General features: G+C 60.6%; 24 protein-coding genes. 9 read left to right on the top strand and 15 right to left on the bottom strand.

From position 1 onward, the window contains the following. Positions 1 to 24 precede the first annotated feature (24 nt). From SSARUM_RS08640 to SSARUM_RS08650, 3 genes are read left to right on the top strand one after another with little or no spacing between them, the layout of a single operon-like run. Complete coding sequence (locus SSARUM_RS08640) at positions 25 to 720, top strand: fimbrial biogenesis chaperone (RefSeq protein WP_060418417.1); 696 nt, start codon at positions 25 to 27, stop codon at positions 718 to 720. Between the two features lie 15 nt (positions 721 to 735). Then, positions 736 to 3,228, top strand: a complete 2,493-nt coding sequence (locus SSARUM_RS08645; protein ID WP_060429842.1) for a fimbria/pilus outer membrane usher protein — start codon at positions 736 to 738, stop codon at positions 3,226 to 3,228. Between the two features lie 18 nt (positions 3,229 to 3,246). Then, positions 3,247 to 4,317 carry a fimbrial protein gene (locus SSARUM_RS08650; protein ID WP_049212751.1) on the top strand — a complete coding sequence of 357 codons (1,071 nt, stop codon included), beginning with the start codon at positions 3,247 to 3,249 and terminating at the stop codon, positions 4,315 to 4,317. Between the two features lie 48 nt (positions 4,318 to 4,365). On the opposite strand, the gene SSARUM_RS08655 is transcribed toward SSARUM_RS08650, so the two are convergent. Further along, positions 4,366 to 4,626, bottom strand: a complete 261-nt coding sequence (locus SSARUM_RS08655) for a YdgH/BhsA/McbA family protein (protein ID WP_033637916.1) — start codon at positions 4,624 to 4,626, stop codon at positions 4,366 to 4,368. 150 nt (positions 4,627 to 4,776) lie between these two features. Here SSARUM_RS08655 and SSARUM_RS08660 point away from each other — a divergent pair, with 150 nt between their 5' ends. Continuing rightward, positions 4,777 to 5,706 (top strand): LysR substrate-binding domain-containing protein, encoded by a 930-nt coding sequence (locus SSARUM_RS08660; RefSeq protein ID WP_033637917.1) that lies wholly within the window; start codon positions 4,777 to 4,779, stop codon positions 5,704 to 5,706. Between the two features lie 7 nt (positions 5,707 to 5,713). On the opposite strand, the gene soxR is transcribed toward SSARUM_RS08660, so the two are convergent. Continuing rightward, on the bottom strand, positions 5,714 to 6,184 hold the full coding sequence (gene soxR / locus SSARUM_RS08665; protein ID WP_033637918.1) for a redox-sensitive transcriptional activator SoxR: 471 nt from the start codon (positions 6,182 to 6,184) through the stop codon (positions 5,714 to 5,716). 144 nt (positions 6,185 to 6,328) lie between these two features. Between soxR and SSARUM_RS08670 the strand changes: the two genes are divergently transcribed. Genes SSARUM_RS08670 through SSARUM_RS08680 form a run of 3 tightly spaced genes read left to right on the top strand, consistent with a single transcriptional unit; the run spans position 6,329 to position 10,930 of the window. Continuing rightward, positions 6,329 to 6,757: a DoxX family protein gene (locus SSARUM_RS08670; protein WP_033654208.1), complete on the top strand. Its 429-nt coding sequence runs from the start codon at positions 6,329 to 6,331 to the stop codon at positions 6,755 to 6,757. Continuing rightward, positions 6,754 to 7,839, top strand: coding sequence for an efflux RND transporter periplasmic adaptor subunit (locus SSARUM_RS08675; protein ID WP_060418421.1), 1,086 nt, complete (start codon positions 6,754 to 6,756; stop codon positions 7,837 to 7,839). Before SSARUM_RS08670 ends, SSARUM_RS08675 begins: the two co-directional genes overlap by 4 nt. A gap of 10 nt (positions 7,840 to 7,849) precedes the next feature. Next, positions 7,850 to 10,930, top strand: a complete 3,081-nt coding sequence (locus SSARUM_RS08680) for a MexW/MexI family multidrug efflux RND transporter permease subunit (protein WP_060429844.1) — start codon at positions 7,850 to 7,852, stop codon at positions 10,928 to 10,930. A gap of 49 nt (positions 10,931 to 10,979) precedes the next feature. Here SSARUM_RS08680 and SSARUM_RS08685 read toward each other — a convergent pair whose 3' ends face one another. From SSARUM_RS08685 to SSARUM_RS08705, 5 genes are all read right to left on the bottom strand, one after another. Then, the gene (locus SSARUM_RS08685; protein ID WP_015377376.1) at positions 10,980 to 11,780 is read right to left on the bottom strand and encodes a DNA/RNA non-specific endonuclease; all 801 of its coding nucleotides are present in this window, start codon (positions 11,778 to 11,780) and stop codon (positions 10,980 to 10,982) included. A 152-nt stretch (positions 11,781 to 11,932) separates the two neighbouring features. Continuing rightward, positions 11,933 to 13,393, bottom strand: a complete 1,461-nt coding sequence (locus SSARUM_RS08690) for a TrkH family potassium uptake protein (RefSeq protein WP_060429846.1) — start codon at positions 13,391 to 13,393, stop codon at positions 11,933 to 11,935. 117 nt (positions 13,394 to 13,510) lie between these two features. Further along, positions 13,511 to 13,825 carry a hypothetical protein gene (locus SSARUM_RS08695; protein ID WP_033646551.1) on the bottom strand — a complete coding sequence of 105 codons (315 nt, stop codon included), beginning with the start codon at positions 13,823 to 13,825 and terminating at the stop codon, positions 13,511 to 13,513. A 236-nt stretch (positions 13,826 to 14,061) separates the two neighbouring features. Beyond that, complete coding sequence (gene wrbA, locus SSARUM_RS08700) at positions 14,062 to 14,661, bottom strand: NAD(P)H:quinone oxidoreductase (RefSeq protein WP_060429848.1); 600 nt, start codon at positions 14,659 to 14,661, stop codon at positions 14,062 to 14,064. Positions 14,662 to 14,818: 157 nt separating this feature from the next. Continuing rightward, positions 14,819 to 15,394, bottom strand: a complete 576-nt coding sequence (locus tag SSARUM_RS08705) for a helix-turn-helix domain-containing protein (protein ID WP_033654204.1) — start codon at positions 15,392 to 15,394, stop codon at positions 14,819 to 14,821. A 67-nt stretch (positions 15,395 to 15,461) separates the two neighbouring features. On the opposite strand from SSARUM_RS08705, the gene SSARUM_RS08710 reads away from it, so the two are divergent. Continuing rightward, a complete protein-coding gene (locus SSARUM_RS08710) occupies positions 15,462 to 16,385 on the top strand; it encodes a DMT family transporter (RefSeq protein WP_033637926.1) in 924 nt (307 codons plus the stop codon). Positions 16,386 to 16,435: 50 nt separating this feature from the next. Here the strand turns inward: SSARUM_RS08710 and cycA are convergent, their stop codons facing one another. The 3 genes from cycA to SSARUM_RS08725 all read right to left on the bottom strand — a co-directional run bounded on the left by cycA (position 16,436) and on the right by SSARUM_RS08725 (position 20,373). Next, positions 16,436 to 17,836 (bottom strand): D-serine/D-alanine/glycine transporter, encoded by a 1,401-nt coding sequence (gene cycA / locus SSARUM_RS08715; RefSeq protein WP_033637927.1) that lies wholly within the window; start codon positions 17,834 to 17,836, stop codon positions 16,436 to 16,438. A gap of 645 nt (positions 17,837 to 18,481) precedes the next feature. Continuing rightward, positions 18,482 to 18,985 (bottom strand): DedA family protein, encoded by a 504-nt coding sequence (locus SSARUM_RS08720; protein WP_033637928.1) that lies wholly within the window; start codon positions 18,983 to 18,985, stop codon positions 18,482 to 18,484. 74 nt (positions 18,986 to 19,059) lie between these two features. Further along, on the bottom strand, positions 19,060 to 20,373 hold the full coding sequence (locus SSARUM_RS08725; RefSeq protein WP_033637929.1) for an MFS transporter: 1,314 nt from the start codon (positions 20,371 to 20,373) through the stop codon (positions 19,060 to 19,062). A 382-nt stretch (positions 20,374 to 20,755) separates the two neighbouring features. Between SSARUM_RS08725 and SSARUM_RS08730 the strand changes: the two genes are divergently transcribed. Continuing rightward, positions 20,756 to 21,058: a putative quinol monooxygenase gene (locus SSARUM_RS08730; protein ID WP_033637930.1), complete on the top strand. Its 303-nt coding sequence runs from the start codon at positions 20,756 to 20,758 to the stop codon at positions 21,056 to 21,058. A 111-nt stretch (positions 21,059 to 21,169) separates the two neighbouring features. On the opposite strand, the gene SSARUM_RS08735 is transcribed toward SSARUM_RS08730, so the two are convergent. The 5 genes from SSARUM_RS08735 to hemA all read right to left on the bottom strand — a co-directional run bounded on the left by SSARUM_RS08735 (position 21,170) and on the right by hemA (position 25,496). After that, on the bottom strand, positions 21,170 to 21,730 hold the full coding sequence (locus SSARUM_RS08735) for a hypothetical protein (RefSeq protein ID WP_060429850.1): 561 nt from the start codon (positions 21,728 to 21,730) through the stop codon (positions 21,170 to 21,172). Continuing rightward, positions 21,714 to 22,280, bottom strand: coding sequence for a GNAT family N-acetyltransferase (locus SSARUM_RS08740; protein WP_033637932.1), 567 nt, complete (start codon positions 22,278 to 22,280; stop codon positions 21,714 to 21,716). The genes SSARUM_RS08735 and SSARUM_RS08740 overlap by 17 nt, the downstream gene beginning before the upstream one ends. Positions 22,281 to 22,403: 123 nt before the next feature. Next, positions 22,404 to 23,123, bottom strand: coding sequence for an enoyl-CoA hydratase-related protein (locus tag SSARUM_RS08745; RefSeq protein ID WP_033637933.1), 720 nt, complete (start codon positions 23,121 to 23,123; stop codon positions 22,404 to 22,406). Continuing rightward, positions 23,116 to 24,288 carry an MFS transporter gene (locus SSARUM_RS08750; protein WP_033646543.1) on the bottom strand — a complete coding sequence of 391 codons (1,173 nt, stop codon included), beginning with the start codon at positions 24,286 to 24,288 and terminating at the stop codon, positions 23,116 to 23,118. Before SSARUM_RS08750 ends, SSARUM_RS08745 begins: the two co-directional genes overlap by 8 nt. Beyond that, positions 24,285 to 25,496, bottom strand: a complete 1,212-nt coding sequence (gene hemA, locus SSARUM_RS08755) for a 5-aminolevulinate synthase (RefSeq protein WP_033646541.1) — start codon at positions 25,494 to 25,496, stop codon at positions 24,285 to 24,287. Before hemA ends, SSARUM_RS08750 begins: the two co-directional genes overlap by 4 nt. Between the last annotated feature and the right edge of the window lie 8 nt (positions 25,497 to 25,504).

Genomic DNA, 25,504 nt, shown 5'->3' on the forward strand with positions numbered 1-25,504 from the left:
AGGGCCTGGCCACCCGGGGGAACGATGAAAAAATACATGATGATAGCGGCGCTGATGCTGGGTTCCGTTGGCGCGCAGGCCAATGTGGTGGTTAACGGCACGCGGGTGATCTACCCGGCAAACAACAAGGACGTGATTGTCCAATTGCTGAATAACGGTACCGACCCTTCGCTGGTTCAGGCCTGGATCGACGACGGCGATATCAATTCCACCCCGGAAACCGCTAATGTGCCGTTTTTGCTGTCGCCGCCGGTGGTGAAAGTGAACGGCAACAGCGGGCAGCAGCTGCGTATTCAGAAAGTCGGCGCCGCGTTGGCGGCGGATCGTGAATCGGTGTTCTACCTCAACGTGCTGGATATCCCGCCGACGCCGGAAAACCTGCAGGGCACCAATACGCTGCAGCTGGCGATCAAGTCGCGCATCAAACTGTTCTACCGCCCGCAGGCGTTAACCCGCGGCGTGGAAAATGCGTTGGAAGAACTGACGCTGCAAGCCAATGGCAAAGGCTTCAACGTCATCAATAAAAGCGCGTATTTCATTACGGTAGCGAATATAGGCCAAGGTGCGGACAAGCATCTGCTGGTTGATTCGCTGATGGTCGCGCCGTTTTCCACCCAGTTTGCCGCCAGCAAACGAGCGGTCAGCAAAAACGCCCGTTATGACCTGATGTATATCGACGATCTGGGGGCTTACAAGTCTAAAGCCATCACCGCACACTAACCTGAAAGAACAACAATGAAGCTGAATAAAAAAGTCCTCTCGCTGCTGACCGCCTCTTCATTCTTGTTGCCGGATACGGCCTGGGCGGTGACGTTCGATACGTCGCTGTTGGCCGGCGAATCGCGCGATTCCGATCTCTCGCGTTTTTACCTCAATAATGACATGCCTGCCGGCCGGCAGGAGATCGATGTGTATGTCAACCATGACTGGAAAGGGCGCTATGCGCTGCTGTTTGGCACCCAACGCGACGATATCCAAATCGACTACCAGGATGCGCAGCGGCTGGGCATCGATCTGAGTCAATTGCCGGCGCCTCAGGCGCCCCAGACGACGCTGTCGATCGCCACGCTGGTGCAGGGCGGTCGGTTCGATATGGACGTCGGCGCGCTGAGCCTGCGGCTGACGGTGCCGCAGGCGCGGGTCAACCGATCGGAGGCGGGATACGTGGATCCGGCCTTCTGGAATCGCGGCATCTCCGCATTGACGCTGGCCTACAACGCGACGTACTACCACGCCGAGGCGCGCGGCGACGGCAATCGCAGCAACAACGACGATTTTTATACCGGGCTGGAATCCGGGATCAATCTGGCCGGTTGGCAATTTCGCGACAGCAGCAGCTTTCGCCACGGCAGCGGGCGGGGGAGCCACTGGCAGAACAACACGCGCTATCTGCAGCGCGGCTTCGCCGACATCAAATCCAACCTGACCGCCGGCGATTTTTATTCGCCGGGGGATCTGTTCGACTCGGTGCGCATCCGCGGGGTGGCGCTGGCGTCGGACATCAGCATGCGCCCCAACTCGCAGCAGGGCTTTTCACCGATCGTGCGGGGCGTGGCGCAAACCAACGCCCTGGTGAAAGTGGTGCAGAACGGCAACGTGATCTACCAGGAAAACGTGCCGCCGGGTGCCTTTACCCTCGACAGTATTCAGCCGACCGGCTCGGCGGGCGATCTGTGGGTGACGGTCAAAGAGGCGGATGGGCGTGAACAGTCGTTCAGCGTGCCGTTTTCCGCCGTACCCAACATGTTGAAACAGGGCGTCAGCCAATACAGCGTGCTGGCCGGCAAGGTGAACGAAAGCAATACCGATTACGATCCCGGCTTTGTGCAGGGCACCCTGCAGTACGGTTTCAACAACCTGGTAACCGGCTATGCCGGCAGCATTTTGAGCGACGACTATCAGGCCTGGCTGCTCGGCAGCGGCTGGAACCTGCCGATAGGGGCGGTGTCCATCGACCTGACGCATGCCGATACCCGTCTGAAAAACCGCCGTGAAAGCGGGCAGAGCTTCCGTATCGCCTACAGTAAATTTCTCGATGCCACCGCGACCAACTTCACGCTGGCGGCCTACCGTTACTCCACCCGCGGTTACTACAGCTTTACCGACGCCATTTACTCTAATGACGGTTACCGCCAGCTGGAACGGCAGTTTGACCGCTGGCGCGACGAGGAGGGTTTGTCCGAACTGGATATGAACACCTGGGATGCGCTGCGGTCCGCCCGGCCGAAAAATACCTTTACGCTTAATTTGAACCAGCGTCTTAACGAAGGGTGGGGCACGCTGTTCTTCTCCGGCTCCCAGCGCGATTACTGGACGGCCAACGCGAAAAGCCGCGAATACCAGTTGGGATACTCCAACAATCTGGGGCGCGTCAGCTACTCCGTTTCCGCCAGCCGGGTGCGCAACAGCCAGCGTGAGGAAGAGACGCGTTATTACCTGTCGTTCAGCCTGCCGCTGTCGGTGTTCGACAACAACGCCTACCTCAGCACCGGCCTGTCGGCGACGGACTCTCACTATCAGCAAAGCACGGTCAGCCTGAGCGGCAACGCGCTGGAGTCCAACCGTCTGAGCTACTCGCTGAACGGCAGCAATCGCAGCGGCGGCGACAACATGGCCGGTGTCAATGCGGCCTACCGCACCCGTGTCTCGACGCTTGGCGTCTCCTACAGCGAAGGCAACGATTATCGCCAGAGCGGCCTCAGCGCGCGCGGCAGCCTGGTGGCGATCCCCTGGCATGTGCTGGCGTCGAACGAAATCGGCAACACCATGACGGTGGTCGAGGCGCCGCAGGCCGAAGGGCTGATGGTCAACGGCGACGAAAGCATCGTGACCAACGCCCAGGGCCTGGCGCTGGTGCCCTATGCCACGCCATACCGGCAAAACTCGGTCACGCTGTCGGATACCGGCCACAGCAGCGGGGCGGAAATCAGCGGCAACGTCGCCAACCACGTGCCTTACTACGGCGCGGTCAGCTACCTGAAATTCGAAACCGATCAACGTCAGCCATTCCAGCTGCGGGCGCAGCGCGCCGATGGTGCACCGCTGCCGTTCGGCGCCGAAGTGCTGGATGAAAACGGCCGGTCGATAGGCTTTGTCGGCCAGGCCAGCGTGCTGTACCTGCGCGTCGAACAGCCGCCAACGGCGTTGACGGTGCAACTGCGCGACGGCCGTTGCCGCATCGCCAAACCGACTCTGGCGCTCGACGCGTCGCCCGGCGTTTGCCGCTAATACAGGATAACCGAACCTATGATCAGGCTGATTTTTTTGCTGCTGCTGTCCGGGCTGTTCAGCGGCTATAGCTATGCCACCTGTTTTGGCAAAGGGATCTCATTTGCACCGGCTTTGAATGTCGATCTCTCCGATAAGCTGAATGCCAACACCCCGGTGTGGGAGGAGCAATACAGCACCCAATATGTCGGCACTTTCGACTGCAGTTCTTCAAAGAGCAAATTTACCTATACGCTCAAGCTGTCGCCCGATAATAAGAATGCGGCTATTTTTGGTTTTAACAACGGCACGCAGTGGATACGCGCGCAAATCGTCAATAAAATTGGCGATCGTGAACTGTCAAAGCGCGGCGAACATTCCGCCGCCGAGTTAAATACGCCGATGACCGTGCGCTACTCGTTAGAATCGAAGCCCAAAAATGGCCGTGTGGTGCCGGGGGATACGCTGATGCTGGATGACGCGCTGATGGTCTCGGACATTACCGGCATAAAGATATGGGAATTGCCGATTTGGCTGTTGCAGCAAGTCGGGAAAATACTCAGTTGGCTCCTGACCGGCAACTGGCCTTATGACGAACGCGATATGTACGGCCAGCCGATGAACATCAAATACGCGCCCAAAACCACCACCTGCCGTTTCGACAACGCCGGCCTGACGGTCAGATTGCCGAAAATGGGCGTGGCGCAGGTGTTGAATAACAACCAACCCGGCTACACGCCGTTCTCGCTGAACATCAGCTGCCAGAACATGCAGCAGGAAGGCATCGCCGATCGCACCGTCGAGATGTTCCTGTCCAGCAATAACCTGCTGGCCTCCGACGCCAGCGTGCTGACCAATGCCAACGCGGGCGGCGCGCAAGGGGTGGGGCTGCGCCTGGTCAAACGCGATATGCCGAGCTCGCCGGTGGTACTGTCGCCCTCCAATGTCGATCGCGGCAGCGCCACCTCATTGTTTCACGTCGCCGCCGGCGGCAGCCTGAACAGTCACTTTATCATCGGCATGGGCGCTTATTATTACCCTTATCAGCGCGATGGCGTGACGCAGGGTGAAATCAACACCTCGGCCACGCTGAACATTATTTATCCCTGATGAATGGGCGGGTGCAAAAAAACCGGCAGCCGCCGCTGCCGGGGTTGGTTATTGATAAGTCATCGCGCTGGCGTGCAGCTTGTTATTTCCTACGATCGCGATGATTTTGTAGTAACGGGCGCCAGCCTTGGCGGTTTTGTCCGCCAACATCTTTTCCGCATCGCTCAGATTTGCGGCACCGCTAACGGTAATCACCTGGCGCGGCGTCAGGGCGTCCGCCTGTTGACTATTGATTTGCGTTGCCGCGACTGTTGCGCCTGAAAAGACAAAAGCCCCTAGCAGCATCGTTTTCAACATGACGTTCTTCATGATGTTCTCCCCAAGCGCAATACGCTTGTTCTTTGCTATGGTTGAATCTTTTTGTTTCGTTATGCTAAAGGATAAGCAGCGAGGTGTCGGCGCGGTAGTGCCTGAAAGCGTAATGCATCGTTTCCAAACTGGAAACGATAAGGAGGGGGCATGCAGGATTTGAACGATCTTCAACTGTTTGCTTTGGTGGTGCGACATGGTGGTTTCGCCGCAGCCGAGCGCGCGAGCGGCGAAGCTAAATCCAAACTCAGCAAACGCGTGGCTCGTCTGGAGGCGAGTTACGGTGCGCGGTTAATCGAACGTTCGACGCGCAGTTTCCGCGTCACGGATATTGGCCGCGATGTGTATCGTCAGTGTGAGGCGATTATCGAGCGGTTGGAGGCGGCCGATGCCATTGTCGCCCGTGCGCGCGACGAAGTGAGCGGCTGCCTGCGCATCAGTTCGCCGCCCGGTTTGATGCAGTATTATAATTCCCATCTGCTGTTGGGGTTTATGGCGCGTTACCCGGACGTGCGCGTACAACTGTTGATCCATGAGCGCCATGTGGATCTGATCAACGAAAAGATCGATGTGGCGTTTCGCATTACGAGTCATTTCGACCAGGATCAATCATTGATTAAACGCGATCTTGGCGTACGGCAACGCATTTTGGTCGCCGGCGCGCAGCTGGTGGAGAAAGCCGGCGGCTTGCCGCAGTCGTTCGAACAGCTGGCCAGCTTGCCGACGTTGTCGATGGGGGAGTGGCTGGATCGCGATCGATGGGAATTCGAGGATAATGCAGGCAATCAACGTACTTTCGTACACGTCCCCCGGCTGTGTTGCGGGGATTACAGCACGTTGCATAGTGCGGCGATTGCCGGGATGGGCGTCGCGTTTTTGCCGATCCATTTGTGTGCCAACGAATTGCGAACGGGTCAACTGCTGCGTCTGCTGCCGCAGTGGCGTGCGCCGAGCAGCATTGTTCATCTGGTGTTCACCAGCGGCAAAGGCCTGTTGCCGCCGGTGCGGGCGTTTATCGATCACAGCGTCGCGGTATTCGCCGAAGCCAATCGCCGCCTCTCGATGATGCCGGTTGCCTAGCCGCCTGTCACTGCCCATCCGGGTGTTCGAAAATATGCGCGCCGGCCCCTTGCCGGCCCAATATATCGTTCGGGTTGCGCAGCGGGCAGTCGGCGAGCGACAGGCAGCCGCAGCCGATGCAGCTATCGAGATGGTCGCGCAGCACCGTCAGCCGTTGAATACGCTCATCCAGCGTTTTGCGCCAGGCGGAGGACAGCACTCCCCATTGTTCTGAGGTCAGCTTGCTGCCGATGGGGAAACGGCTCAGCGCGGCGCGGATCTCTTCCAGCGGAATGCCCGCGCGCTGTGCGATCTTGATCACCGCGATATAGCGCAATACCACCGACGGATAACGCCGCTGATTGCCGGCGTTGCGCGTCGCCTGAATCAGCCCTTTACTCTCGTAGAAGTGCAGCGCGGATATCGCCACGCCGCTGCGTTTCGCCACTTCCCCGACGGTCAATAGCCGATTGGCGTCAATCGGTTCATTTCTTGCCATTTTATCTTCCTCAACTTGACCTCAAGTTAACCTGAGGTTTTATAGTTCAGCCTGCCGGGCTTGGCAACCGGCATCTCTCGAGACCTGCCCCCGCCTTATTGGGGAGAAGGATGGCTTTGGCTGTAAAATCAGGAAGAAACCGTTATGCAACGCTTTATCAACACCGCTCTGGACAGTTATTGGCTTTGGCTGCTCGCACGTCTGTGCTTGATGGTGATTTTTATCTCGTCGGGGCTCGCCAAGCTGTTCGACATCGAAGGGAGCCTGGCGGAGATGCGCGCCGCCGGTTTGCATCCGGCCTGGCTGTTCAACCTGGCGTCGGCGGCGGTGCTGCTGACAGGTTCGGTATTGATCCTGCTGAACCGGTGGGTGTGGCTGGGCGCCGGCATGCTGTCGGTGTTTCTGATCCTGACTATCGCGATCGTCCACACCTTCTGGAATATGTCCGCTCCCAATATGCAGATTTCTCTCTACTTCGCGCTGGAACACATCACGGTGATCGGCGGGCTGTGGGTGACGGCCATCGCCAGCCGTTTGCGTCAACGTCTGGCCAACACGCGTGAGGCTGCATGATGAAACGATATCTCATTATCGCGGCGCTGCTGGCGGTACTCGTCGTCGCTGCGGTAGCGATGCGTTCCACCGCGCGGCAAAGCGAAGGCGCACCGGCCTATCCGCCGGTGAAAGTGGCGCTGGCGCCCGCACTGCGTGAACAGGCGGCGCGCAGCTACGCCGGCGTGGGCGAGCTGGAGGCGGCCAGCCAGGTGGAGGTGGCGGCGGAAACCAGCGGCCGCATCACGCGTATCCTGTTCGAATCCGGCCAAACGGTGCGGCAGGGGCAGTTGCTGGTGCAGCTCAACGATGCGGTCGAACAGGCTGAGCTGGTGCGTCTGCAGGCGCAATTGCGCAACGCCGATCTGCTGCTGGGGCGCATGCGAAAACTGATGAACCTCAACGCCACTGCGCGGCAACAGTTGGACGATGCGCTGGCCGAGCGGGATATGGCGCTTGGCGCGGTGCGGGAAACGCAGGCCAAAATTGCGCAGAAGGCGATCCGCGCGCCGTTTTCCGGCGTCATCGGCATTCGCCGCGTGCATGAAGGGCAATATCTTAACGCCGCCGAGGCGGTGGCGAACCTGGTGGACGCCGATAGGCTGCGCGTCAACTTTTCGCTGGACGAACAAAGCAGCGCCGGGTTGGCGCCAGGCCAGGCGGTGTCGGTGCAGGTTGGGGCGTATCCCGATCGCGCTTTCCCCGCCGTCATTACCGCTATCGACCCGATGATCGGCAAATCCCGCACCGTGCAGGTGCAGGCGACGTTGACCAACCGTGAGGGATTGCTGAAGGCCGGCATGTACGCCGGCATTCGCGTCACGCAGCAGCAGCGCGTGGCGGTGCTGACGGTGCCGGAAACGGCGCTGACTTATACCGCGTACGGCGATACCGTGTTTCTGGCCCAGCAGGGTGAAAAGGGCATGACGGTCAAGCGCGTTTCGGTCACCGTGGGTGAGCGCAACGACGGGCGCGTCGAGATCGTCAATGGCCTGCAGGAAGGCGATCGGGTGGTGACTTCGGGCCAGCTCAAGCTGAGCGACGGCATGGCGGCCGAGCCGGTGGCGCAGGATACCCTGAACGCCGCCCAGGCCGGTTCCTGAGGAGAGACCGATGACATTTACCGATCTGTTCGTGCGCCGGCCGGTGCTGGCGCTGGTGGTCAGCACCCTGATCCTGCTGTTCGGCGCGCTGGCGCTCAGCAAGTTGCCGATCCGCCAATACCCCCTGCTGGAAAACTCGACCATCACCATCAGCACTGAATATCCCGGCGCGTCGTCCGAGCTGATGCAGGGCTTTGTCACGCAGCCGATCGCCCAGGCGGTGTCCTCCGTCGAGGGCGTTGACTACCTTTCTTCCTCTTCGGTGCAGGGGCGCAGCGTGGTGACGGTGCGTATGGCGCTGAACCGCGATTCGACCCAGGCGCTGACCGAAGTGATGGCCAAGGTCAATCAGGTGCGCTACAAGCTGCCGGAGCAGGCTTACGATCCGGTGATTGAGCGCTCCGCCGGTGAGGCCACCGCTGTGGCCTATGTCGGCTTTTCCAGTAAAACGCTGTCCACGCCGGCGCTGAGCGAATACCTGACGCGGGTGGTGGAGCCGATGTTCACCACCATCGACGGCGTCGCCAAGGTTGAAGTGTTCGGCGGGCAAAAAATGGCGATGCGCCTGTGGCTGGACAGCGATCGGCTGGCCGGCCGCGGCCTGACCGCCGCCGACGTGGCCGACGCGGTGCGGCGCAACAACTACCAGGCGGCACCGGGCAAGGTGAAAGGGCAGTATGTGGTTGCCAACGTGCGGGTGAATACCGATCTCACCAGCGTTGAGGAATTTCGCAATCTAGTGGTGCGCAACGACGGCAATGGCCTGGTGCGTTTAAAAGACGTCGGCACTGTGGAGCTGGGCGCCGCGGCCACGGAAACCAGCGCCCTGATGGATGGCGAACCGGCGGTGTTCCTCGGCGTCTTCCCTACGCCGACCGGCAACCCGCTGGTAATCGTCGATGGCATTCGCCACCTGATGCCGGCGATCGACAAGATGCAGCCGCCGGGCGTGAAGATGGCACTGGCGTTCGAAACCGCGCGCTTTATTCAGGCCTCGATCGATGAAGTGGTGCATACCCTGCTCGAAGCGCTGGTGATTGTGGTGGCGGTGATCTACCTGTGTCTGGGGTCGCTGCGCACCGTGTTGATCCCGGTGGTGACCATTCCGCTGTCGATCCTTGGCGCTGCCGGGCTGATGTTGGCCTTCGGCTTCAGCGTCAATTTGCTGACGCTGCTGGCGATGGTCCTGGCGATCGGCCTGGTGGTAGACGACGCCATCGTGGTGGTGGAGAACGTGCATCGTCATATCGAAGAGGGGAAAACGCCGCTGGCGGCGGCGATGATCGGCGCGCGCGAGGTGGCGGGGCCGGTGATCGCCATGACCCTGACGCTGGCGGCGGTCTATGCGCCGATCGGCCTGATGGGCGGGCTGACCGGCGCGCTGTTTCGCGAGTTTGCGTTGACGCTGGCCGGGGCGGTAGTGGTGTCCGGCGTGGTGGCGCTGACGCTGTCGCCGGTGATGAGCTCGCTCCTGCTGCCGGCCAAACAGAGCGAAGGGCGCGTGGCGCACGCCGCCGAGTGGTTCTTCGGCGGTCTGACGCGGCGCTATGCGCGCGCGCTGGATTTTTCGCTGCGCCACCGTTGGTTGACCGGCGCGCTGGCGTTGCTGGTGATGATCAGCCTGCCGCTATTGTACCTGATGCCGCAGCGCGAGCTGGCGCCGACCGAGGATCAGGCCATCGTACTGACTGCCATCAAGGCGCCACAGCACGCCAACCTGAACTATGTCGAACGCTTTGCCTACAAGCTGGACGAGGTTTACAACCGCATGCCGGAAACCGAAAGCCGCTGGATCATCAACGGCAGCGACGGCACGGCGTCCGGCATCGGCGGCATCAACCTGACGCTGTGGCAGGCGCGTCAGCGCTCGGCGTCGGCGGTGCAGGCCGATCTGCAGCGGGCGGTGAACGACGTCGAAGGCACCAGCATTTTCGCCTTCCAGCTGCCCGCCTTGCCGGGCTCCACCGGCGGGCTGCCGGTGCAGATGGTGCTGCGCACGCCGCAGGACTACCCGCAGCTGTATCGCACCCTGGAAGAGGTGAAGCAGAACGCCAGAAACAGCGGCCTGTTTATGGTGGTGGACAGCGATCTGGACTACAACAACCCGCTGGCGGAGGTGCATATCGATCGCGCCAAGGCCAACAGTCTGGGGATCCGCATGAGCGACATCGGCGAATCGCTGGCGGTGCTGGTGGGGGAAAACTACCTCAACCGCTTCGGCATGGACGGCCGCGCCTATGACGTGATCCCGCAGAGCCTGCGCGAACAGCGGCTGACGCCGCAGGCGCTGGCGCGACAGTACGTCCGCACGCAGGACAATACGCTGGTGCCGCTCTCCACCGTGGTGTCGGTGGCCGTTAAGGTCGAGCCGAACAAGCTGACCCAGTTCAACCAGCAGAACGCCGCCACCCTGCAGGCCATTCCCGCGCCCGGCGTTTCGATGGGCGAAGCGGTGGCCTTCCTCGAACGGCAGGCCAATGCGCTGCCGGCCGAGTTTAGCCACGACTGGCAGGGGGATTCGCGCCAATATACCCAGGAAGGCAGCGCGCTGGCATTCGCGTTCCTGGCGGCGTTGGTGATCATCTATCTGGTGCTGGCGGCGCAGTACGAGAGCCTGAAAGATCCGCTGATCATCCTCATCACCGTGCCGCTGTCGATCTGCGGCGCCTTGCTGCCGCTGGCGCTGGGCTACGCCACGATGAACATCTATACCCAGGTCGGGCTGGTGACCCTGATCGGGCTGATCAGCAAGCACGGCATTTTGATGGTGGAGTTCGCCAACGAGTTGCAGATGCATCAGGGGCTGACGCGGCGCGCCGCGATTTTGCAGGCGGCGCAAATTCGCCTGCGGCCGGTGTTGATGACCACCGGGGCGATGGTGTTCGGCTTGATTCCGCTGCTGTTCGCCAGCGGCGCCGGCGCCGCCAGCCGCTTCGGCCTGGGGCTGGTGATCGTATCCGGCATGCTGGTGGGCACGCTGTTCACCCTGTTTGTGTTGCCGACGGTGTATACGCTGCTGGCGCGCGATCACGCGGTGGCGTCGCCCCGGCAGCGTGAACTGGCCGCGGCGCAAAAGGCGCTGACGGAATAAACCGCCGGCGCCCGTATGAAAAATAAACCCGCCGCGGCGGGTTTTTTCGTCAGTTTTTGCAGCCCATCAACTCCGGCAGGACGCCGGGCTTGCTCTTCAGCGAAGCCTGTACGTCGTCCGGCAGACCGGCCCAGATGATCAGACCGGTGCGTTTCTCGATCTCGTCCACCGTCACGCGGAATTGGCAAAAATCGGCGCCCTTCGGCGTATTCTGATCGAACAGGAAAGCGGCATAGTGGTTCACCGCCGGGCTGTTGTTGATGAAAATCACTTTCCAGTAGGCGCTGGGGATGGTGTGCGCTTTCTGGGTGCCCGGCAGTTTGCCCATATCGCGCTCATACAGCGGTCCGGTCACGGTATAGACCGAGGAGATATCGGCGCGATCGATCAGCTTGCGTTCCTGATCTTCCAGCCGCGCCCAGGCGCCCTGGTTCAGATCGGACTTTTGCGGCGTGATGTTGGACAGGTAGTTCAGCGACTCCCAGTCGGAAACGCCCGCCAGCGAGGCCAGCGGCGCCTGATGACCGCGATCGACCTTCAACGCCGCATTGGCGCCGGTGTAATCGGCGGGCGCCAAAGTGTCCGCCGGGTTGAGCGCCGGATCGGTTTTCCAGTTGCGCGTCTTGCCGCTGGCCGGCGTGTCTTTGGTGATGTGATAGGCCACCCAGTTGGCGAACTTGGTGGTGCTGTTGTTGTTCAACGTATAAGCGTGACGCACGATCGATACGTTGCTGCTGCCGCCGGTCGGGCAGCCGACCGCGCAGTTGTCGATGGATTCGAGCGTGTCGGCCGACGCCTGCGCGGCGAACAGCAGGGCGGCCAGGGCCAACATCTTGTTGTTAAAACGCATATTCATATCCTCAATAAGTTAAAAAATACTGTATATATTTACAGTGAATTAAACTTATCGCAGTGAAACGAATACAACAATGCAACACATTCATGTTGTGAATGTGTCGGCGTTGACAGAGCGGAACGGCGCCCTGTACGCCGCTCGGACTATCAAAAACGCCAAAACGCGCGTGAACAGAGGATCAACATCGGATAGATCTCGAGGCGGCCGAGCAGCATGGCGGCGCACATCAGCCATTTCGCCGCGTCGTTCAGCGTGCCGAAACCGGCGGCGGTTTCTCCGTACCCCAGCCCCATATTGTTGATGCAGGCGGCGACGGTGGCGAAAGCGGTGACCAGATCATAGCCCATCAAGTTCAGCAGCCAGATAAACAGACAGGTGAACAGCACGTAAAGGAAGAAGAAGCTCCAGACGGAGCGCAGCGTCCGATCCTGGATCGGCGCATTGCCGACCTTGATGGTGTACATGGCGTTGGGATGCACCAGCTGGTTGATCTCGAGCCGGCTTTGTTTGTACATGATCAGAAAACGCAGCGCTTTAATGCCGCCGCAGGTGGAGCCGACGCAGCCGCCGAAGAAACTCGCCGCCAGCAGCAGCATGATGGTGTGGGACGGGATCCGGGTGTAATCGGCGATGGCCAGACCGTTGTCGGTCATCATCGAACTGGTGAGGAAAAAGCCGTGCACGAAGGCGTCTTTGACGCCGTACATGCCCGAGCGGTACAGCTCGATACACACGATCGCCACGACGATGGCCAGAATCAACAGGAAAAAGCGCAGCTCGGGGCTGCGGTACAGCGGTTTCAGGCTGCGACGGCCGACGGCAATGAAATAGAGCGTGAAGTTCACCGCCGCCAGAATAGAGAAAATGCCGCCGACCATTTCCACCGCCGAACTGTCGTAGTACCCCAGGCTTTCGTTGCGGGTGGAAAATCCGCCGAGCGACACGGTGGAAATGCCGTGGCACAGCGCATCGAACCACGGCATGCCCGCCAGACGAAAGGCGACGGTACAGGCCAACCCCAGCCCAAGGTAGATCAACCACAGGTTTTTCGAGGTATCGGCCAGGCGTGGCGTCAGGCGTTCCTCCTTGAACGGGCCGGGCATTTCCGACTGGTAAAGTTTGGCGCCGCCGATGCCCAGCAGCGGCAGCACGGCTACGGCCAACACGATAACCCCGAGGCCGCCGATAAAATTGAGCTGGGAGCGGTAATAGAGGAACGATTTGGGCACGTTCGAGACGTCATTCAGTACCGAGGCGCCGGTGGTGGTGATGCCGGAGACTCCCTCAAACATCGCGTCGACCAGCCGGACGTTCAGCGTGTCATCCAGCCACAGCGGCAGGGCGCTGATCGCGGAAAACAGCAGCCAAAACATCACGATGATCAGAAAACCGTCCTGGGTGCGCAGCTGCACTTTCGACTGCCGGGTGCTGAACCAGCCCAATCCGCCGAGCGTGGCGGCCACCACCAGGGTATAGAAAAATGAGAAGGCGCTTTTTTCTTTATACAACAGCCCCGTCAGCAGGGGCGGGATCATTGAAAGGCTGTAAAGAAGGACCAAAAAGCTGCAAAGATGAATAACGACCAGGATCTGTTTGGTTCTGACCATACTGTTGCTCGGAATGCCTGCCGACAATGCGTCAATTTATTGAAGTGTATCAAGCATAAAGCAGGCGATATAAAAATAACGTAAAAATTCATATCGCCTAATAAGTATGGCGGGGCGTTATTCCAGCAGGTTGTTGACCGTACGGCGCACATAGTGCGTCATCTGCGCCAGATCGTCCGGCGACACCGGGCCGCCGCCGGCGCGCACCACCTGCTGTTCGATCTGGGTAATCTCCTGCTCGACCTTGTTGGCGATCTGCACTTTGACTATTTTGTCCACCGAAGACAGCAGCACCTTCAAGACCACTTTCAGCGCGATGTTCTCGCAGAACGAGTCGTAGTGATGAACCGGCGGCGGCGGGGCCGGAGCCGGCTCGGGCGCGCGCGGAGCCAGAGCCTTGAAGCTGTCTACATTTTCAATAATAAGATCCATGTCTCTTATTAGTTCATCAAAATCTTTAGACACTGACTTATTCCCTTCGCTGTGCGCAAAAAACAGAACGCCCGTCCTCGGGCTGAAAGCGGATGAGCGACGGGCAGAACGAATTCGGGCCTGGCCTTCAGACGCTGAATGGCCGGGGGAGGGGCATTCTAACCTTGCGGCGGGTCGGCAACAAGATGGGGCCGTGCGAATGCGCGGCCCTTTGAATCACAGGCGCAGGAGGGGGCTTAATTTTTCAGCTTGGCGGTGATTTTTGCCACGTGCTCGCCCTGATAGCGGGCAATGGTCAGCTCTTCGTTGCTCGGCTGCCGCGAGCCGTCGGCGCCGGCGATGGTGGTGGCGCCATACGGGGTGCCGCCGCGCACCTGCGAAACGTCAAACAGCTCCGGCGTCGCATAGCCGATCGGCACGATGATGAAACCGTGGTGCGCCAGCGTGGTCCAGGTGGAACTGATGGTGTGTTCCTGGCCGCCGCCGGTGCCGGTGGAGGAGAAGACGCTGCCTACCTTGCCGTACAGCGCGCCGGAAGCCCACAGACCGCCGGTCTGATCGAGGAAGGTGCGCATCTGCCCGGCCATATTGCCGAAGCGGGTCGGCGTGCCGAAGATAATGCCGTCATAGTCCGCCAGCTCTTGCGGGGTGGCGACCGGCGCCTGTTGATGTTGTTTGCCCCCGGCTTTGGCGAAGGCCTCCGGCGTCATGGTTTCCGGCACGCGTTTAATCGTCACGTCCACGCCGTTAACCCGATTCGCGCCTTCGGCCACCGCCTGCGCCAGGCTTTCGATATGGCCGTACATTGAGTAATAAAGCACCAACACTTTCGTCATGTTCCGTACTCCCGCTCAGATGATTAACAAAAACCCTTGATAAGCATAGAAGCGAATGACGAACTTGGTTTTGTCGGATGGCGGATTCAGGGCAAGCGCCGCAGCTTGTGCGCCAGCCGCTGTTCCTGCCAGCGTGCCGGCGCGGGTCGGCGGGCGGTCAGAAGGCGACGTTGCGGATAAAGCGCAGGGGCAGGTTGCCGTGGTTGGCGTAAGCGTAGCGTTGATCGCTGTTGAAGGTTTGTGCGGCGCCGGCGCTGAGCGTCAGCGTGCCTTGTTCCAGCTCCAGCGTCAGGGTACCGGCAATCACGTAGATCATTTCGCTCCAGCCTTCGGCGTCCGGGGCAGAGTCATAGCGCTCGCCCGGCATCAGCGTCCATTCCCACAGCTCGGCCCGTTGCCGCGCCGGCACGCTGGCGGCGAACAGCGCCTGGCTGCCCGGCTGCGCGCCTTGCCAGGCCAACTCGCCCACCAGATGGCTGCCGCGCGCTTCCGGCGCCTGGATCAGATCGGTGAAAGAAATCGCCAGGGCGGCGGCGATCTTGTCGAGCACCGCCAGGCTGACGTTGCGATCGCCGGCCTCGATGCCCGCCAGCATGCGGCGGCTGACGCCGGAAAGCTCGGCCAGCGCCATCTGGCTCAGGCCCGCCCGTTGGCGGTAGCCGCGCAGATTGCTGCTCAGGTATTGCAGCACCTTGGGGGGATCGGTTTTTGCGTTATGCGCCGTATTGCTCATCGCCGGACTTTATCTCATACTGGCAGGATCTGTGCATTATATTGCACTCAGCAGGAAGGGCAAGCCGGTGTCAGCAGCAAAAAAATCCTTTATTTCCGCCGTGGTTCCGCAAATCAGGTTGCCGGAAGCGGTGTTGATTTTCATCACCATGATCTGGGGCGGCACCTTTTTGGCGGTGCATCACGCGATGCAGGTCAGCGGGCCGTTCTTTTTCGTCGGCCTGCGTTTCGCCACCGCCACGCTGGCGCTGACGCTGTTTTCGCTGCGCGTGCTGCGCGGCCTGACCCGGTATGAACTGAAGGCGGGCGTGCTGATCGGGCTGGCGATCATGTTCGGTTACAGCATGCAAACCGTCGGCCTGCAGACCATCACCAGCAGCCAATCGGCGTTTATCACCGCCATGTACGTGCCGATCGTGCCTCTGTTGCAATGGCTGGTGCTGGGGCGCTTCCCCGGCATCATGTCGTGGATCGGCATTCTGCTGGCCTTCACCGGCCTGATGCTGCTGGCGGCGCCGAGCAGCACCGACATGACGCTGAGCCTCGGTGAAATTCTGACGCTGGCCGGCACCCTGGGCATGGCGGCAGAGATCATTCTGATCGGCGCCTTCGCCGGCAAGGTCAATATCCGCCGAGTGACCATCGTGCAGCTGGCGACCGCCTCGCTGGCCTCCTTTTTGATGATGGCGCCGACCGGCGAGTCGCCGCCGCCGTATTCGGATTACCTGCTGTACAGCGCCATTGGGCTGGGGCTGGCCAGCGCCTTGATTCAGCTGACCATGAACTGGGCGCAGCGCAGCGTTTCGCCGACGCGCGCCACGGTGATTTACGCCGGCGAACCGGTCTGGGCGGGCATCGTCGGGCGGTTGGCCGGCGAGCGTTTACCGGGCGTGGCGTTATTGGGGGGCGCGTTGATTGTAATCGGGGTGGTGGTCAGCGAGCTGCGCGTGCGGCGCAGGGATAAAGCGGCGGTGGCGACGGAAGCGGATTAGCGCAGAGACATAGAAAGCAGGAAGGGGCGGAGATATCCGCCCCTTTTGCATCACGCGGTTTTCTTCTTGCGCAGGAACACGTAAGACAGGCCGAGCACGATGAACCACAGCGGGGTGACGATCAGCGCCTGGCGGGTGTCTTCGCGCAGCGACAGCAGCACCAGCACGAACACGAAGAACGCCATGCACACCCAGCACATCAGTTTGCCGGCCGGCATCTTGTAGATCGATTTCTGGTGCAGCGCCGGGCGCTGTTTACGGTAGACCAGGTACGAGCACAGGATGATGGTCCAGACGAACATGAACAGAATCGCCGATACGGTGGTCACCAGGGTGAAGACCGTCATCACGTTCGGGATCAGGTAAATCAGCACCACGCCGCCCAGCAGGCAGATGCAGGAGAAGGTGAGGCCGTTGGCCGGCACCGCGCGCTTGGACAGGTTGGCGAACGATTTCGGCGCGTCGCCTTCCTGCGCCAGCCCGAACAGCATGCGGCTGGTGGAGAATACGCCGCTGTTGGCGGAAGAGGCGGCTGAGGTCAGCACCACAAAGTTGATCACGCTGGCCGCGGCCGGCAGGCCGATCAGCACGAACAGTTCAACGAACGGGCTCTTGTCCGGCACCACGGAGCTCCACGGCGTCACCGACATGATGACGATCAGGGCAAACACGTAGAACATGATGATGCGGATCGGAATCGAGTTGATGGCGCGCGGCAGCGATTTCTCCGGATCCTTGGTTTCCGCGGCGGTGGTGCCCACCAGCTCAATGCCGACGAAGGCGAATACCGCAATCTGGAAGCCGGCGAAGAAGCCGCTGATGCCTTTCGGGAACATGCCGCCGTCATTCCACAAATGGGTGAATGAGGCCACGGTGCCGGTCGGCGATTGGAACTGCATGGCGATCATCACCAGCCCGGCGACGATCAGCCCGACGATGGCGACGATTTTGATCATCGCAAACCAGAACTCCATTTCACCGAACATTTTCACCGTCGCCAGGTTAAGGCCGAGCAGCAACAGCACGCACAGCAGCGAAGCGATCCACTGCGACAGCTCGGGGAACCAGAACTGGGCATAGGCGGTGATCGCCACGACGTCGGCGATGCCGGTGACCACCCAGCAGAACCAGTAGGTCCAGCCGGTGAAGAAACCGGCCCACGGGCCGAGCAGATCCGCGGCGAAATCGCTGAACGATTTGTATTCCAGGTTGGACAGCAGCAGCTCGCCCATGGCGCGCATCACGAAGAACAGCATAAAGCCGATGATCATGTACACGAAGATGATCGAAGGGCCGGCCAGACTGATGGTTTTACCGGAGCCCATAAACAGACCGGTGCCGATGGCGCCGCCGATGGCGATCAGTTGAATATGTCGGTTAGTGAGGTTTCGCCGTAGATGATCTTCTGAAGCGGGCGTCGCGTCAGTCGCTATTTTAGAGTGATCTACCATCTGATGATGTCCTGTTTTACCTGTCATTAGTGAAGTCGCGAGCTCTGAAGTGGCTCTTTTTTATACATTTATCCGGTTGGTCCGGCTTTAGTAAGGTAGTGCAATAACGCCACCTTTGTGCAACATGTTTACAACATTTATACGCAGGATAAAAGTCGATCAATCTTTACACGGAGGAGGCAAATCGGACGTTCAGGGAGCGGAAGATTACTCTTCAAAACGTGGGATTAACAGACCTTATGCGGCTTATCTCGTTGATTAAACAAAGGGTTGTAAAGTTCGCATGAGAAAAAGTAATGGGTGTAAGCGTTCGACAGCGGCTGCGGCGAGGAAGACAGTTTAGCGCGTTGAGTTGTTCGAACAGTTGCTAGAGCCGTTGACTTTTAATCAATGGGTCACAGGTTCGAACTCTGTACGACCCGCCAACCAAATCAGCGTGTTACGCTCGGACTTTTCTCTGTTTGTTTCCTCATTGCGCCGTTTTAAGCGCGCATTCTGCAAAAAAATTCGCATTTTTCGACTGATGTTCAGAAAGGTGATCTGGCGCAAACTGCGATGTTGCACCGCAGTTTATACGGCAAGAGAGGCTGTGCGCTGGCGCAACGTCGGCGCATGGGCCGAACATTTGCCCAAGAATCTTTCAGGTCAAGGTACGGGGAATACATGCGCAGCCGACATCAAGATCAGCGCCCAGGCGGCAGCCGAGAGCGCGGCGGTGGCATAGACGCGCCCCAGCGGCAGTTTCAGCATGCCGGCCATCAGCGGTACGGTATAGCGCATCACCGCCAGAAAACGCGAGGCGAACAGCAGCGGCAGCCCTCTCTTTTGCAAGGCGTGCTGGGCTTTGCGCAGCGGCGCGTGAAAGCGTGCCGGCAGCCGGCGGCGTAGATCGCGGCGGCATAGCAGCGCGCCGCAGTGGAACGACAAGATCGATCCCAGCGCGGCGCCGAGGGCGATGGCCGCCCAAACGGCGCCGAGGGGCAGCGCGTGCTTGCCCGCAACGATGCCCATCAGCAGCGTGACCGAAGCGGGCGGCAGGATGGAGGAAACGAAGATCACGGATTTACCCAGCGCAAACAGGAAAATCAGCAGCAGCAACATCTCCGGCTCCGGACTGTATTTGGCGATAATGTGCGTCAATTCATCCATTTAACACCTGCGGGCGAGGGGGCTGAGTGCCAGTGTCCCATCCGCAGGTTCAATAAGGGTTAAATAACGCGTCGCTATCCGGCAATCTCTGCGTCTTGCTTGCTCACCTCGGCGCGCCGGTTTCTGAGCGCCCACAACAGCGCGGCGCACAGCAGCGAGAAAGCGGCCAGCACCAGCGGCCCGGCATGCGGGCTGTGAAAACGCTGTTCCGCCTCGGTGCGGATCAGCGGGGCTAAAAAGCTGAACGCGGCGCCGAGCGTAGTGCAAAAGCCGATGCCGGCCGCCAGCGCCGGGCCGGTGAGCACCTGAGCGGGAAACGTCCAGAAAATCGGCTGTACCGCCAGGAAACTGACTGCGCAACAGCTCAGGGCGACGATAGCGAGCAAAGGGCCGGCATAGGAAGAGACCACCAACCCCAGCGCCGCCGCGATCATGCAGCCGACGGCGATCGGTAATCTTCTGGCGGTGTTTCTGTCGGCAAAGCGCGGCAGGAAATAGACGCCCAGCGCGGAGAACGCCCAGGGAATGGCGGCCACCAGCGAGGCCTTGAAGCCGAGATGGGTGCCCATCAGCGAGGCGACCTGCGACGGCAGGAAAAACATCAGGCCGTACACGCCGATTTGCAGGGTGCCGTAGATCAGCGCCAGATGCCAAACTTTGCCGCTTCTCATCGCCGCTTTGACGCTGCTGGTTTCGGTCTGCTGCTGTTCGGCGGCCAACTGTGCCACCAGCGCCGCACGTTCTTCCTCGGCCAGAAAGCGGGCCTGCTGCGGGCTATCGTCGAGATAGAAAAAGGCGAAGACGCCGAGGGCGACGGCCGGCAGCCCCTCCAGCACGAACATCCAGAACCAGCCGGGTTTGCCCAGCACGCCGTGCATCTCCAGCAAGGCTCCCGACAGCGGCGAGCCGAGCGTCAGGGCCGCCGGCACGCCGAGCACGAAAATGCCAATGACCGAGGCGCGCACCTTATTGGGAAAATAGATCGACGCGAGCAGCAGGATGCCGGGGTAAAAGCCGGCTTCGGCGATCCCCAGCAGAAAGCGCAAGACGATAAACTGCTGTTCGTTGGTCACCAGCCCGGTACAGGCCGACAGCGCCCCCCACAGCGCGGTGGTGGCGCTGAGCCAGCGTTTGGCGCCCCAGCGGTTCATCAGCAGGTTGGCCGGGATGCCGAACAGCGCATAGGCGGCAAAAAATATCCCGGCGCCCAGGGCAAAGGCGGATTGCGACAGCGCGATATCGATGGCCATCGCGTCCTTGGCAAAGCCGACGTTAACCCTGTCGATAAAGGCGACAAAGTACATGGCGAACATCAAGGGCACCAGTCTGCGCCAGGTTTTGCGGATGGCGGCGTTGAGCGCTGGAGCGGCATAGGTGGCGTGATTCACTGGCGATAACCTCTCTTCTGAGAATGACAAACGTCGGTCACAGGACCGTCCTGATACCGTTGCCCGCAACACGGCGGTAACCACGGATTTTTTCGTGAGCCTTAAAGGTCCAAAGGACTAATGGTCAGGCCTTTAAGGGCGAAAAAAACGCCGCGTATCGAGTCGGCAGGTTGGTGCAGACATCACCATGGTGAATGGTGTGTTGCTTTCTTGTTAATTAAAAGTTCACACAGGGCTATGGCGCGTTCAAGCGCTTTGATCGCGATCTGTGTGCGCTATCACCGAATTGGCAACCCGGTGGTAGACCCGGAGAAAGGCGCTTTCATCTCGTGAGGGGGAGATATAAGGTGAAACGCGGCAAAACAAAATACAGGAGCGCTACATGCTGAAGGTCATCGCTGAAGATTTTATCCACCCGGAACACATTGCAACCGTTATGCCATGGTATCGCGAGCTGGTGGAGAAAACCCGGCAGGAACCTTTGTGCATCAGTTATGAGCTGTGTATCGACCAGCAGGATCCCGGGCATTTTATTTTTATCGAAAGCTGGCCGGATCGCGCCGCCCTGGATGCGCATTGCCAGACCGAGCATTTCACCCGGCTGGTGCCGCAGATCAACCAGCATCAGCGCAAGCCTTGCACCTTCCTGTTTATGCAGGTATTTCCTGAAACAGGTGATAAATAGGCGAAAAAATCCCCGCAGGGGGCGGGGTCAATGGCTTCTCACTACTATCTTGTTGTGATTAAAAAATAGGCTGATAATGATTTTCATTCTCTAAGAATGCTCTTAAATAAATCAGCCTGGTGAATGATTCGCTGCCGGCTTTTCGCTGACTGTTTTAATGGCGTGCAACATACGGCGGCGTATCAGCCCGCTGACCAGGCGAATCGCATACCAATAGGGGGTAAACCGCCGCCGGCTGGCGTCGTCGGGGCAGAAGATGCGCGTTTCCGTCACCAGGCGGCAGCGGCCGTCCGGCAGAGGGCTCACGACATAGCCCAGCGCCAGTTTGGCGACGCCGGGCTTAACGAAGGCCAGAAAGCCCGCCCCGTCAGCGACCTGCTCCAGACCGTATTCAGCCTGCCAAAAGCGGCCGATCAGGCCATAGACCAACGCGCTGTCATCCTGCTCAAGCAGGCAAAAGTTATGCAGGCCAAACGGCGGCGGGCTGGGTTTATTACGTGGCATCAGCCGCGCGGGCAATTCGCGCAGCGCTATCATGCTGCGGAAAAAACGGTCGTGCTTGGGATCGTAAGCGGCCACGGCCGCCAGGATCCGCGCCTGTGGCGCGGCGATGGCGATCGCATGCCGCTCCGAGAACTGGTATTGCCCAAGGTATTTATTCAGCAGCGTCATGCTTTGCATTCTCCCGCCATTCGCTTTGCAGCAGAGCGAAACCGAATTCGTCGCCCCACGCGCCTTTGAAAAACACGTTTTGCCGCCAATGGGCCTCGCGCCGAAAACCCAGTTTGCCGAACAGCGTGGCGGCGGCAAGATTACGCGCGTCCACCACCGCAGTAATACGGTGCTTCGCCAGCGACCCGAACAGCAGGGCGATGACGGCGTTCAGCGCCTCGCGCGCCAGCCCTTGACGCTGGTGGCTGGGCGCGAAGGTCACGCCCAGTTCAGCCTGGCGCCCCTCATCGAAGAAATGCACCGCGATATCGCCGAGCAACGCGCCGTCCTCGCGGCGTTCGACCGCCAGTTGAAACCAGCTGTCGTCACGGTTGAATTCGAGCCGCCGTTGCTGTGCGAAAAAGGCCTGCGCATCGGCGGCGCTGTAGTCGCTCCAGCTTTGATAGCGCGCCACGTCCGGGTGGCTGCGGTAGGCGGTAAAGTGGGGCAGATCGTCGGCGGTGAACGGGCGCAGGCGAAGTCTGGGGGTCAGCAGAGGCAAATGGCGCATTATTTTTCCTTATCAGCGCATTAGGGCTAATGGCAGTGTAGCCCAGCGCCAAGAGGCGGGCTGCGTAAAATGAGCGGTGGCGGAAAAGCGGGAAATGCCGGTTCAGGCGAACCGGCGGGAGAATTATCGGCGGGCGGCAGCCTGGCGCAGGCGCTCGACCGGGCCTTGTTGAAAAGCGAATGAGGGGGCTTCTTGCCGTGCCAGCCCCTGGCGCACGATGGCCTTCACCGTTTGGCTGGCGGCAAGATCTTTTGCGGCGATCTGTTCGGCGATGCGCAGCGCCTCTTCCCGGGCCGCCCCCTCGCTGATACGGGAAATGGCGCCGTGTGACAGCGCCTCCCGTGCGCCGACGGTTCTGCCGGTTAGCAGCCAGTCGAGTGCGACATAGGGGGAAATGCGCGTCGGCAAGCGCGCGCATCCACCTTGTGCGGCGACTAACCCGAGCCCGGTTTCGGGGAAACTGAAGCGCGCATTCTGGCCGGCGACGATCAGATCGCACGCCAGCGCCAGCTCAAAGCCGCCTCCGTACGCGATGCCGTCAACGGCGGCGATGATCACCTTGGCGATCTGCGCATGGATCAGCCCGCCAAACCCCTCCGGCGTGACGATGGGCAGTTCGCCCTGACGGAAGGCGTCGACATCCATGCCGGCGGAAAATACCGCCGGTTGACCGGCCAGAACGATCGCGCGCACCGAGTCATCGTTATCCGCCTGCCGCAGGTAAGTGCGGATCAGCTCGGCCATCTGCAGGTTGATGGCGTTCTTTTTTTCCGGCCGATTGAGGGTGATGACCGCAACCTGCTCGCCATGGCGCTCATAAAGCACCGGAAGGGCTTTACTCATTGCCGGTCTCTCCCCGGAAAAACAGCAGTGTCAGCAGCAGGGCGATGGCGCCGAGCGGCAGCGAAAACAGCGGCAGGTAATAGGCCGGCAGCGCGTAGAGCGTCAGGCCGCCCAGCATGCCGCCCGCCGCGATGCCGGCGTACAGCACCGAGCTGTTGAGCGACACGGTCAGCGCGCCAAAGCGTTTCGACAGCGACAACAGGTGATGCTGGATCGGCACCAGGTACATCCAGCCGGTGATGCCCCAGACCAGGAAGATGGCCAGCACCCACCAGGGGGAAGTGACATAAAAGGCCAGCAGAAACAGGGACAGCGTCTGGATCGCCACGGAAAACAGCAGCACGAACTTGCTGCCGAGGGCATCGGTTAACGCGCCGGAGGCAAAGTTGCCGATCACCGCGCCAATGCCGAACACCAGCAGCGCGAGGGGCAGGATCGCCTGCGGGCCGAACTGGGTGTTTTTCAGCAATACGCTGACGTAGCTATAGACGATGTGTTCCGAGCAAACGGCGAAAAAGGTGATCAGCAGCGTGGTCAGCACCGCCTTTTGCCGCAGCGGGGCGAGCCGCTCTTTCAGCGAATGCTTGCCTGGCGGCGCGATGGCGCGCAGCGCCAGCGACAGGCCCAGCAGCGCAATCGCCCCCAGCAGGGCGATGAACAGGAAGATTTCACGCCAGCCGATCAGTTTGGCGAGAAAAGTACCGAACGGAATGCCGAGCGCAATAGCCAACGTCATGCCGCCATAGACGATGGAAATGGCCAGGCCGCGGCGTTTTTCCGCCACCAGCCCCACCGCGGCGGCGGCGGCCTGCGGCGTGTAACAGGCTGCTCCCAATGCGGCCAGCACTCTGCCGAGCGAGATCTGCAGGTAGCTGGTGGCCCAGGCGCAGGCCAGGTTGCCGGCGATGAACAGCACCAGCGCCAGCTGCAGGATATGCTTGCGGTTGACGTTGCCCAGCAGCCAGGCGGTCAGCGGCGCGAACAGCATATAAGCCAGTGCGAATACCGATATCAACTGCCCCGCTTGCGCAGGGCTGACGGCAAAGGTGTCGGAAATGTCGCTGAGCACGCCGGCGACGATAAAGGCGTCGGTGCCGATGGCGAACGTGCCGGTCGCCATCAGACAGAGCGTGACCAGATGGCCGTTATAATCCGCTAACGTCATCCCGCCCTCCGCAGATCGTTCGCCGCCCAGACCCGCCCCAGCGCGGCCAGGAACGTCTCCACGTCGGCATGGGAGTGCGCCGAGGTCGGCGTCACCCGCAGCCGCTCGCTGCCTGCGGGCACCGTCGGCGCATTGACCGGTTGCACGTAAATATCATGCTCATCGAGCAGCACTTTGCTGATGTGTTTGTTGCGGTGCGGATCGCCGACCCTCAGCGGCAGGATATGGCTGTCGGCCGACACCAGCGGGATGCCGGCGGAGCGCAGGCCGGTTTTCAGGTGATCGACGATCGCCAGCAGGTGCTTGCGCTGGGTGTCATGCTCGAGGTTGTATTTAAAACTGGCCAGCGCGGCGGCCACCACCGGCGCCGGCGACGAGGTGCTGAAGACGAATGCCGGAGCCCAGCTGCGCACCGCCTCCACCACCGAGCGGGGCGCGGCGATATAACCGCCCGCCGCGCCGTAAGATTTGCCGAACCCGCCCTGAATAATGGTGATTTTATCCAGCAGGCCCAGCTGTTCGGCGTAGCCCAGCCCCCGTTCGCCATAGACGCCGGCGGAGTGGATCTCGTCGAGATAGGTCAGCGCCTGATATTGCTCCGCCAGCGCCACGATCTGCGCCAGCGGGGCGAAGTCACCGTCCATGGAATACAGCGACTCGAAGGCGATCAGCTTTGGCCGCGCCGGATCGGCGGCCTGCAGCAGTTCGGCAAGGTGTGCCACGTCGTTGTGGCGGAAGATCTTTTTCTCCGCTTTGCTGTAGCGGATACCGTAAATCATCGAGGCGTGATTCAGCTCGTCGGAGAACACGATCAGATCGGGAATGGCGTCGCACAGGGTGGACAAGGTGGCGTCGTTGGCGCCGAAACCGGTGGTGAACAGCAGCGCCGACTCTTTGCCGTAGGCGCTGGCCAACAGCGTTTCCAGCTCACTGTGGTAGACCGAGGTGCCGGAAATGCTGCGGGCGCCGCAGGTGCCCAGCCCGACCCGGTTAACCGCTTCGGTGGTGGCTAGCAGCACTTTGGGGTGGTGGCTCATCGCCAGATAGTCGTTCGAGCACCAGACGTTGAGGCGGCGCTCACCGTGGTGCCCGTGGCTGGTGGCCCAGGGTTTGTCCTGCACGCCGCGTTCAAGGTTGAGGAACTCGCGAAAACGCCCCTGTTTTTTGGTTTCCGCCAGCTTTTCTTCAAGAATGTTCAGTACGCTCATCGTATGTT

The organism is Serratia sarumanii (genome assembly GCF_029962605.1).
Lineage (GTDB): Bacteria > Pseudomonadota > Gammaproteobacteria > Enterobacterales > Enterobacteriaceae > Serratia > Serratia sarumanii.